This window comes from Mitsuaria sp. TWR114 (assembly GCF_007997345.1).
Window position 1 is genome coordinate 1 of record NZ_VOSR01000252.1, and the last position, 3,456, is coordinate 3,456.

Sequence of the window (3,456 nt, forward strand, 5' to 3'; positions counted from 1 at the left end):
GATGCGATGCAGGCCCCGGACGCGCTGCCGCTGCTGCAGTACACGCTGCAGCAGCTCTACCTGCACCGGGCGCCGGGCGAGGTGCTGGCCTGGTCGGCCTACGAGGACCTGGGCGGCCTGGAGGGCGCGATCGGCCGCCGCGCGGAGGCGCTGCTGGGCGAGTTGCGCGGCGACGCGCTGGTCGAGGGCACTGCCGCGGCCGCCGCCTTGGGCGAACCCATGCCCAACGTGCCCGAGATGGCGCGCTTCTGGACCGCGATGAACGCCGCGGTGCAGAGCATCACGCAAGGCCGCGAGACGGTGGCCGACGGCCTCGCCCGCGCCTCGCGGCGCGTGGCGGGGCAGGTGTCGAAGGAGGCGTCGTGATGCGCGCGCTCGCCCTCGGGCTGCATGCCCTGAATCTCGCCGCGGTGGCCGGGCTGCTGTTCCTGTGCCAGCAGCTGCTGCGCGCGCACGACGCGCTCGCCGCCATGGCGGTGCTCGGCGTCGCGGGCCTGCTGGTGCTGCTGCAGTTCAGCAAGCGCCTGCAGGCCTGGCGCTACGTGATGCCCGGCGTGTCGGCGGTGCTGGTCTTCATCGTGCTGCCGATGGCCTTCACGCTGGGCATCGCCTTCACCAACTACAGCTCGGCCCACCTGCTGTCCTTCGAGCGCGCGACCGACGCGCTGCTGCAGCGCACCGACAGCGAGGGGCTGGGCATGGACCTGAGCCTGCTGCGCGAGGGCGAGGGCGCCGCCGCCCGCTACCAGGCGCGCCTGCGTGACGATGACGGCAAGGACTGGCTCAGCGCGCGCTTCACGCTGCCCGCGCCCGGCGCGCCGGTCGCCGGCACGACGGTGATGCTCGGCGCGCTCGAGGACGGCCAGCCGCTGCCCGGCGAACCGCTGCCGCCGCGCGCGCTCGTCGAGTTGCTGCCGCAGCTGCGCACGCTGGTCCTGCGCACGCCGGACGACCGCCCATGGCGCCTGTCCAGCCTGCATCGCATCACCGACCAGGCGCAACGCTACGCGCCGATCGACGCCGACCGGCTGCGCGACCTGCGCGACGGCAGCATCGTCACGGCGGACCACGCCGCGGGCGTGTGGCGCGATGCGTCCGGCCAGGCGCTGGAGCCCGGCTTCCGCACGACGGTGGGATTCGCCAATTACGCCCGCATCTTCGGCGACAGCAGCTTCTTCGAGCCCTTCGTGCGCGTGTTCGTCTGGACCGTCAGCTTCGCGTCGCTGAACACGCTGCTGACCTTCGCGCTGGGCCTGTTCTTCGCCGTGGCGCTGAGCTGGCCCGCGCTCAAGGGCCGGGGCGCGTACCGCGTGGCGCTGTTCCTGCCCTACGCGGTGCCGGCCTTCATCTCGATCCCGGTCTTCCGCGGCCTGTTCAACGAGAACCTGGGCGAGATCAACCTGGTGCTGGACCTGCTCTTCGGCGTGCGACCGGGCTGGTTCAGCGACGCGACGCTGGCGCGCGCGATGGTGCTGACGGTCAACACCTGGCTGGGCTACCCGTACATGATGATCCTGGCGATGGGCCTGCTGAAGGCCATCCCCGAGGACCTGTACGAGGCCTCGGCGCTGGCCGGCGCGGGCCCGGTGACCAATCTGCTGCGGATCACGCTGCCGCTGATCGCGCGGCCGATGGCGCCGCTGCTGGTGGCCTCCTTCGCGGCCAACTTCAACAACCTGACGCTGATCGCGCTGCTGACCGAAGGCGCGCCGGACTACCTCGACACCCAGGTCCCCGTCGGCGCGACCGACCTGCTGGCGTCCTACACCTACCGCATCGCGTTCAACGACGGCGGTCAGAACTACGCGCTCGCCTGCGCCATCTCCTCGATCGTGTTCGTGATCGTGGCGCTGCTGGCCTACGTCAACCTGCGCTGCTTCGGCGGCGCGAAAGCGACCCGGCGCTGAGCCGGGCGGGAGCTTCGTCATGGCGATGGTGATGACCTCTTCGCAGCGCTGGCGCGTCTGGGCGCTGCATGCGGCGCTGATCGCCTTCGTGGTGCTCAGCCTGCTGCCGCTGCTGATGATCGTGTCGATCTCGCTGCGGCCCGGCAACTTCGCCGGCGGCAGCCTGATCCCGAAGGCCATCAGCTTCGAGCACTGGCGCCTGGCGCTGGGCTTGCCCGTGGTCGACGCCCAGGGCCAGGTGACGCCGCCGCCGTTCCCGGTGCTGCAGTGGATCTTCAACTCGCTGAAGGTTGCGCTGGTGAGCGCGGCGGCCTGCCTGGCGCTGTCGGTGACCAGCGCCTATGCCTTCGCGCGGATGCGCTTCCGCGGCCGGGACGGAACGCTGACGGCGATGCTGCTGCTGCAGATGTTCCCGTCGGTGCTGGCGCTGGTGGCGATCTACGCGATCTTCGACCGGCTCGGCGACTGGGTGCCGTGGCTGGGCCTCAACAGCCACTGGAGCCTGGCGCTGGCCTACACCGGCGCGGTGGCGCAGCACATCTGGCTGGTCAAGGGCTACTTCGAGAGCATCCCGCCCGACCTCGAGGAAGCCGCCGCGGTCGACGGCGCGAGCCGCTGGCAGTCCTTCGTGCTGGTGCTGCTGCCGCTGGCCAAGCCGGTGCTGGCGGTCGTGTTCGTGCTGGCCTTCCTGGGCGCGATGATCGAATACCCGGTCGCCTCGGTGCTGCTGCACGACGAGCAGCAGCTGACGCTGGCGGTGGGATCGCGGCTGTTCCTGTTCAACCAGCGCTACCTCTGGGGCGACTTCGCCGCCACGGCCCTGCTCGCGGGCTTGCCACTGACGCTGATGTTCCTGCTGATGCAGCGCTGGCTCGTCGCGGGCCTGACCGCGGGGGGCGTCAAGTCATGAGGCCTGGGATCAGAAGGGATCCATCGCGCTGGTGAAGCGCCCGGAGCCATCGAGCGCGCCCCAGGTGTAGCCCTGCCAGCCGGGATAGGCCTGCGGCTCCCAATACAGGACGCCCAGGCCGTTGGCGCCCAGCGCGGACACGCGCGTGAGCAGGTCCGCGATCATGGCCTTGGACGCGGCGGCCTGCTGCCAGTCCATGCCGGTCTCCGCCACGATCACCGGCTTGCCGTAGCGCGACACCATGTCCGCCATGTTGGTCGACAGCGCCGCGTTGCGGCTGCTCCAGTTGCTGGAGGTCGGATAGTGGGACATGCCGATCACGTCGTAGCGTGCGCCGTTGGCTTTCATGCCGTCGAAGAACCAGCGGAACACCGCGTTGTCGTGGCCGTTGGCCAGGTGCAGGATGACCTTGGCCGAGGGGAACACCGCCTTCACCGCGTCGTTGCCGTTGTTGATCAGCTTGACCAGGTTCGCGAAGCTCGATCCCGAGGCCTGCCCGTCGGGCCACAGCATGCCGCTGTTGATCTCGTTGCCGACCTGCACGTAGTCGACGGTCACGCCGTTGGTCTTGAGGTAGCTCAGGATGCCCTGCGTGTGCGCGTAGACGTCGCTCATCAACTGCGTGAACGAGTGGCTGGC

3 protein-coding genes and 1 pseudogene are annotated in these 3,456 nt (G+C 70.1%); 3 read left to right on the plus strand and 1 reads right to left on the minus strand.

Translation table 11 applies throughout. From position 1 onward, the window contains the following. From FUT87_RS28635 to malG, 3 genes and pseudogenes are all read left to right on the plus strand, one after another. Positions 1-366, plus strand: a pseudogene (locus FUT87_RS28635) (hypothetical protein); the annotation flags it as partial. Further along, positions 366-1,907: a maltose ABC transporter permease MalF gene (gene malF, locus FUT87_RS10860; RefSeq protein ID WP_147241018.1), complete on the plus strand. Its 1,542-nt coding sequence runs from the start codon at positions 366-368 to the stop codon at positions 1,905-1,907. The pseudogene FUT87_RS28635 and the gene malF, both read left to right, overlap by 1 nt. 31 nt (positions 1,908-1,938) lie before the next feature. Continuing rightward, on the plus strand, positions 1,939-2,817 hold the full coding sequence (malG, locus tag FUT87_RS10865) for a maltose ABC transporter permease MalG (RefSeq protein WP_255511768.1): 879 nt from the start codon (positions 1,939-1,941) through the stop codon (positions 2,815-2,817). Positions 2,818-2,826: 9 nt separating this feature from the next. Here malG and FUT87_RS10870 read toward each other — a convergent pair. Beyond that, positions 2,827-3,456 (minus strand): glycosyl hydrolase 53 family protein (locus FUT87_RS10870; protein ID WP_186830473.1); only part of this gene is annotated, 630 nt, incomplete at its 5' end.